Origin of the sequence: Pseudomonas sp. D8002 (genome assembly GCF_013385695.1) — a bacterium.
Classification (GTDB): domain Bacteria; phylum Pseudomonadota; class Gammaproteobacteria; order Pseudomonadales; family Pseudomonadaceae; genus Aquipseudomonas.
On the sequence record NZ_JACAPM010000017.1, the window covers coordinates 103044 to 109891 of the forward strand.

Below are 6848 nucleotides of genomic sequence, written 5' to 3' on the forward strand. Positions count from 1 at the left end.
GGGTCAGCTGTTGAGCCTGACTTGCTCCTTCGCCAGCTTCACCACATTGTCCAGGGTAAAGCCGAACTTGGCCTGCAACTTGGACAGCGGTGCCGAGGCGCCAAAGCTGTTCATCACCACCTTGGCCCCGGTTTGCCCCACGTAGCGGTCCCAACCCAACGGGCCGGCCTGTTCCACCACCAGTCGTGCCTTCACTGCGGGTGGCAGCACGCTGTCGCGGTAGGCCTGGTCCTGTTCTTCGAACAGTTCCCAGCTCGGCATCGACACCACTTGCGCCGCCACGCCCTCGGCCTTCAGTTGCTCATAGGCGTCTACCGCCAGGCTGACTTCACTGCCGGTGGCCATCAGGATCACCTGAGGCTTCTCGGCGCCGGCCAGCACATACGCGCCACGGGAAGTGCCCGACGCCGCTGCGTACTTCGTGCGGTCCAGGGTCGGCAGGTTCTGCCGCGACAGCACCACGCAGGTCGGCCGATGGGTCTGGGCCAGGGCGATCTTCCAGGCTTCCAGGGTTTCATTCGCGTCGCCTGGGCGCAGGGTCAGCAAACCCGGCGTCGCCCGCAACTGGGTCAGGTGTTCGATGGGCTGGTGAGTGGGGCCGTCTTCGCCGACACCAATCGAGTCATGGGTAAACACGAACACCACCGGCAGCTCCATGATCGCCGCGAGACGAATCGGCGGTTTCATGTAGTCGCTGAACACCAGGAAGGTCGAGGTGTAGGGCCGCAGGTATGACAGCGCCATGCCGTTGGCAATCGCGCCCATGGCATGTTCACGAATGCCGAAGTGCAGGTTGCGCCCGCCGTAGTTCTCGGCGCTGAAGCGCCCGGCGTCGTCGAACGTCAGGTTGGTCTTGGTGGACGGCGACAAGTCGGCCGAGCCCCCCAGCAGCCATGGGATCTGCTTGGCAAACGCATTCAACACCTCGCCACCGGCGGCACGGCTGGCGACGCCTTTGGCATCAGTGGCAAAGCTCGGCAGTTGCTCCTGCCAATGCTCGGGCATCTCGCCGGCACGCATGCGGCGCAGTTCATCGGCCAGTTCCGGTTCGTACTGTTCGAGGTGGGACAGGGTCTCAGTCCATTGCTCATACAGCGGCTTGCTGCGCTTGAGCAGTGCATCCCGCAGGACCGTGCGCGCTTCATCCGGCACCAGGAAGCTTGAGTCTTCGGGCCAGCCGTACGCGGCTTTGGTCAGGCGGATTTCTTCTTCGCCCAAAGGCTCGCCATGGGCCGACGCGGTGTTGTGCTTGTGGGGCGAGCCATAGCCGATCACGCTGTCGACCACGATCAGCGTCGGTGCCCCGGTGTTTTTCTGGAACGTGCTCAGCGCGTCGCTCAGGGCCAGCAGGTTGTTCGCATCGGTGACGTGCAAGGTGTGCCAGCCATAAGCCTGGAAACGCTTGATCACGTCTTCGCTGAAGGCCAGTTCGGTGTGGCCTTCGATGCTGATGGTGTTGTTGTCGTAGATCCAGCACAGGTTCTCCAGCTTCAAGTGCCCGGCGATGGACGCGGCTTCGCTGCTGATGCCTTCCATCATGTCGCCGTCGCCGCACAGGGTGTAGACGTTGTAGTCGAACAGCACCTGGTCGTCACGGTTGAAACGTTTGGCCAGCCAACGCTCGGCCATGGCCATGCCGACGCTGTTGGCGCACCCCTGGCCGAGAGGCCCGGTGGTAGTTTCTACTCCCGTGGTCATGCGGTATTCAGGGTGGCCGGGAGTTTTGGAGCTCATCTGCCGGAACTGCTTGATGTCGTCCAGGCTGATGGCCGGTTGGCCGGAGCGCTTGCCGTGGGCATCAATCTCCACCACACCGGCCAGGTGCAGCAGCGAATACAACAGCATCGAGGCATGGCCCACCGACAATACGAAACGGTCACGGTTGGGCCAGTCGGGGTGCTCGGGGTGATAACGCAGGAAGCGGCTCCACAAGGTGTAACCGACGGGCGCCAGGCCCATGGGCGTGCCGGGGTGGCCGGAGTTGGCCTTTTGCACAGCGTCCATGGCGAGGGTACGAATGGTGTTGATGCACTGGGTGTCGACAGCGTTGGCAGCGTGATTCATGGAACCTGTTCTCCATCGGGTGACGATCTACAGTGGAGGGCAGCGTGCGCCAAAGGTTTTATGAAATCGTCTGCCCCGCGACGAACGGGGACGCAAACGCGACAGGTTGATCTCAAACATGACAAGAGCCCGCCGGATGGGCTAGCTTCAAGGGGCATTCAGTCAATGATCAACTTGCGGAGGTACTCCATGCCAGTGAAACACGACCTGTATCAGGACCTGGGTTTGAGCAAGGAAGCTATTCATGAACGCAGGGCGAGCGATAACCGATTGGATTCGCTGCTCCACCAATACGACAGCGCCGACAAGGAGGTGCTGGAGCTTGAGTCCTCAAGCGGCGGTGACGAGGAGCTGGAGAAGCTGAAGAAGAAACGCCTGTTGATCAAAGACAAGATCGTCGAGCAACTGGAGAAAGCGACGGCCAAGTAGAAGATTTGTTCAGAATTGCCCGAAAGACAGCAGCACCGCCGCTGCCTATCATGCCAACCGTTCGCCCGGCACTGGGGCTCTTAGACGGCGCATGGAATGCGCTGTGGCCGGGCGAACTCTCTCTTTCAAGCCAGCAGCGCGCGCTTGCATTCGTCAATCGAGCGCTGCTGGGTTTCACTGTACAACGTCAACTCGTCGATAGTCTGGCGACCCAGGGACTTTTCAAACTCGGCCTGGTTGGAGTTGGCCGCGTAGTGACTCTGCGCCGCATCCCCCAGGTTCGACTGGAAAATCCCCGCCGCACTCACCGGCAGAAAATCTTCGTACACCAACGGCTCCACGTCCACGTGGCCGGCGGCGATCAGTTCGTCCAGGGTTTTAAACTTGTCCTGGGCGGCCAAGCCTTTCTCGGTCACGAAATAGCGGAAGTACGCCAGCTCCTGCTCACGCATCTGCTGGTAATTATCGGGAAACGCCTGGAAGTGCTGCTCCATCAATTCGGTGTAGCGCCCGGCATTGGCCTCATTCGGAAACGCGCCCAATTCATCCCGTGCGGCATTCAGCAATTGGTCGTACAGCGCGCGGCCCTTGGGCGTCAGCGCCACGCCACGTTGTTCGATTTCGCCAAAGCGCGCGCTGTGGCTGCCCTTGGCATCGGTAAAGGCAATGGCTTCATCCAGGGCCTTGAAGCTGGTCTGGCGCAGCAGTATCGGGCACTGGCGGCGGGGCGGGCCTTCGATCACCGCCTTGGGGGTGATGCCTTTGCCGGGCATTGCCGCCTGCACCTGGTCAATGTCCAGGGTGCGCGGTGTCAGGTGGTTGATGTGCGGGCCCTTGAAGGCGACCACGTCGGCGATCAGCCGGTGCTGGTCGCTCAGTTGCTGGTATTGCGCGGCCGTGACGGTGGCGGTGTGGTGCCAGCGGAAGGTTTCCAGGGCTTGCTGGATAAACTCTTCGGCATGGGCGGCGTCGAGGCCGCCGTCGGCTTCGGCTTGCTGGATCAACTCAAGGGCGCGTGGGGTGAAGATCGAACGCTTGGCCAGGGCTGACTGGGCGAAGGCCCGCAGTTCCGGGTTTTCGATCAGTTCCAGGCGCAGCAGTGAAGTGAACACTCGGAACGGGCTGGTTTGCAGGGCGCTTTCATGCACGGCGCGAAAGGCGGTGGAGTGCACCGGTACCCCGGCCGGCGTGAGGTCGTAATAGCCCACCGGCTGCATGCCCATCACCGCAAACAGGCGGCTGATGGTCGCCAGTTCTTCAGCGGTGCCCAGGCGGATGGCGCCGTGGCGCTCCCTGTCCAGGCGCTGGATTTCCCCGGTGCGTTGCAGTTGATGAGCCAGCGCGGTGTCGGTTTCCAGCACCCGGGCATTGGTCTCGGCCACCAGTTCCATCAGTGCGCCATACAGCGGCACTTCATCGCGGTACATGTCGGACATGGCCTTGGAGAAGCCTTTGCGTATGTCGTCAGGGCTGACTGGGCGGGCGGCGGGCATAGAAAAATTCCTGGCGGCTATAGAGAGGAAAAGCACGGTTGCCTGATTTTGTTGGGCCTGCCGACGCCTTGCAAACGAAGATTCCTCTGGACTTCATTCTGCAAATGAATGAGCTGGATGACGCCAGCTTCACGTGCATCTCACCGTCGAAGGGCTCTACACTGGCCGTCACCTCTGAACGCGACGGAAGACTCGATGACGGCACAGCCTGCGACGAACATTCTGGAAACGATTGAAGGCCAGCGCCTGGCCAAGCCTGACGGCGAGCGCTGGCGTGACTGGGGCCCCTACCTGAGCGAGCGGCAATGGGGCACGGTGCGCGAAGACTACAGCGCCGACGGCGATGCCTGGCGCTACTTCCCCCACGAACACGCCCGCAGCCGCGCCTACCGCTGGGGCGAGGATGGCCTGGCGGGCTTCAGCGACAAGGCCCAGCGCTGGTGCCTGGGCCTGGCGCTGTGGAACGAGCGCGACGCGATCATCAAGGAGCGGCTGTTCGGCCTGAACAACGCCGAGGGCAACCACGGCGAAGACGTCAAGGAACTGTACTTTTTCGTCGATGGCGTGCCGAGCCATGCCTACATGCGCATGCTCTACAAATACCCTCACGCGGCCTTTCCCTACGATGACCTGATCACCGAGAACGCCCGCCGTGGCCTTGGAGATGCCGAATACGAGATCCTCGATACCGGGGTTTTCGAAGACAACCGCTATTGCGATGTCACCGTCGAATACGCCAAGCACCAGCCCGATGACGTGTTCATGCGCATCACCGTGCACAACCGATCGGACCAGCCCACACGCTTGCAGGTGATGCCGCACCTGTGGGCGCGCAACGACTGGAGTTGGACCCACGATGCCCCCAAGCCTGAATTGCGCCTGGAGGGCGAACAGGTGGTGGCGCGGCACCATGAGCTGTTCGATCGCCACCTCAGTGCCTGGGGCCAGGACGGGGTGGAATGGCTGTTCTGCGAGAACGAAACCAACTACCCCAGGCTGGACGGGCAACCGGCGCCGGGGCCGTTCAAGGACGGGATCAACGACTATGTGACTACGGGCCTGGAATCGGCGATTCGCCGGGATTCGGGCACGAAAGTGGCCGCGCGTTTCATCCTGGAACTGGCGGGCCAGGAAAGCAAAACCCTGTACCTGCGCTTCGCCCCGGCGGAGGCGCCGTGGATCAATGCGCGCAAGCTATTTGAAGAGCGCCGCCAGGAGACCGATGACTTTTACGCGGCGCTGCAACAGGGCATCGCCGATGAAGACGCACGCAATGTGCAGCGCCAGGCCCTGGCCGGGTTGCTGTGGTCCAAGCAGCTGTACTACTTCGACGTGAATCAATGGCTCGACGGCGACCCGGCCCAGCCCGCGCCGCCGCCCGAGCGTTTGCATATCCGTAATACCCATTGGCGGCACTTGTCGAATTTCGACATTCTCTCGATGCCCGACACCTGGGAATACCCGTGGTACGCCTCGTGGGACCAGGGTTTCCAGGCCGTGGCGTTTGCCCTGATGGATCCGGGTTACGCCAAGCAGCAACTGCTGCTGTTGGTGAAAGACCGTTTCATGCACCCCAACGGGCAGTTGCCGGCCTACGAGTGGCGTTTTGACGACGCCAACCCGCCGGTGCATGCCTGGGCCAGTTGGCGGGTGTATCAGCAGGACAAGGCGCTGAATGGCGTGGGCGACATGGATTTCCTGGAGCGGATCTTCCACAAGCTGCTGCTGAATTTCTCGTGGTGGGTTAACCGCAAGGACGCCGAGGGCCGCAACCTGTTCCAGGGTGGGTTTCTCGGGCTGGACAACATTGCGCTGTTCGATCGCTCGGCTGATTTGCCGCCGGGTTATCAGTTGGACCAGGCGGACGGCACAGCGTGGGTTGCGGCGTACGCGCTGGACCTGATGCGTATCGGCCTGGAATTGGCCAAGCGCAATGTCGTGTATGTGGATATCGCGGTGAAGTTCTTTGAGCACTTCCTGTACATCGCCGGGGCGATCAACCGCGTTGACGATGGCGCCGAAGGCTTATGGGATGAGCAGGATCAGTTTTTCTATGACGTGCTGCATCGTCCGGGCGGTGAAAGTGAGCCGGTGCGGCTGCGTTCTATCGTCGGCCTGATGCCGCTGTTTGCGGTGCTGGTGCTGGAGCAGCGCGAGCATGAAGGGCTGGAGGGGCTGCGCGAGCGGTTGCTGGGGTTTATGAAGCATCGGCCGGACCTGGCCAAGTTGGTGTCGCGCTGGAACGAGCCGGGGCAGGGGAATCGGCTGTTGCTGGCGTTGTTGCGGGGTGAGCGAACCAAGGATTTGCTGCGGCGCATGCTGGATGAGTCTGAGTTTCTCTCGACGTTTGGTGTGCGGTCGCTGTCGAAAGCGTTTGCCGAAGAGCCGCTGGCGCTGAAGATGAATGGCAATACGCTGTGTGCCCGTTATGAGCCGGCAGAGTCGGATTCGCGGTTGTATGGGGGTAACTCCAACTGGCGTGGGCCCTTGTGGATGCCGGTCAATTACATGCTGATTGAGTCGCTGCGGGAGTTTCATCGGTACTACGCGGATAATTTCTCGGTGGAGTATCCGGCGGGGAGTGGGTATCTGGCGTCGCTGGAGGAGGTTGCCGATGGGCTCAGTCAGCGGTTGACGCGTTTGTTTCTGAGGGATGAGAACGGTTCGAGGCCGTCGATGGTGGGGTATGCACAGTTGGAGGCGGACCCGGCGAGCCGCGACCTGGTGTTGTTCCATGAGTATTTTCATGGCGAGACCGGGCGGGGGTTGGGGGCTTCGCATCAGACAGGGTGGAGTGCGTTGGTGGCGCTGTTGTTGCAGCCAAAAACCTGAAAACAGCACAATCAAAATGTGGGAGCGGGC

The 6848-nt window shown here is 61.7% G+C and carries 4 protein-coding genes; 2 read left to right on the top strand and 2 right to left on the bottom strand.

Annotation, left to right across the window (positions count from 1 at the left end; translation table 11 throughout):
* Positions 1–3: 3 nt before the first annotated feature.
* A complete protein-coding gene (gene tkt, locus HX807_RS10450; protein WP_177049901.1) occupies positions 4–2064 on the bottom strand; it encodes a transketolase in 2061 nt (686 codons plus the stop codon).
* Between the two features lie 189 nt (positions 2065–2253).
* Here tkt and HX807_RS10455 point away from each other — a divergent pair, with 189 nt between their 5' ends.
* On the top strand, positions 2254–2493 hold the full coding sequence (locus HX807_RS10455; protein WP_003215657.1) for a DUF465 domain-containing protein: 240 nt from the start codon (positions 2254–2256) through the stop codon (positions 2491–2493).
* 125 nt (positions 2494–2618) lie between these two features.
* Here HX807_RS10455 and HX807_RS10460 read toward each other — a convergent pair whose 3' ends face one another.
* Complete coding sequence (locus HX807_RS10460) at positions 2619–3986, bottom strand: VOC family protein (RefSeq protein WP_177049903.1); 1368 nt, start codon at positions 3984–3986, stop codon at positions 2619–2621.
* A 195-nt stretch (positions 3987–4181) separates the two neighbouring features.
* Between HX807_RS10460 and HX807_RS10465 the strand changes: the two genes are divergently transcribed.
* Positions 4182–6818: a glucosidase gene (locus tag HX807_RS10465; protein WP_177049905.1), complete on the top strand. Its 2637-nt coding sequence runs from the start codon at positions 4182–4184 to the stop codon at positions 6816–6818.
* Positions 6819–6848: the final 30 nt, after the last annotated feature.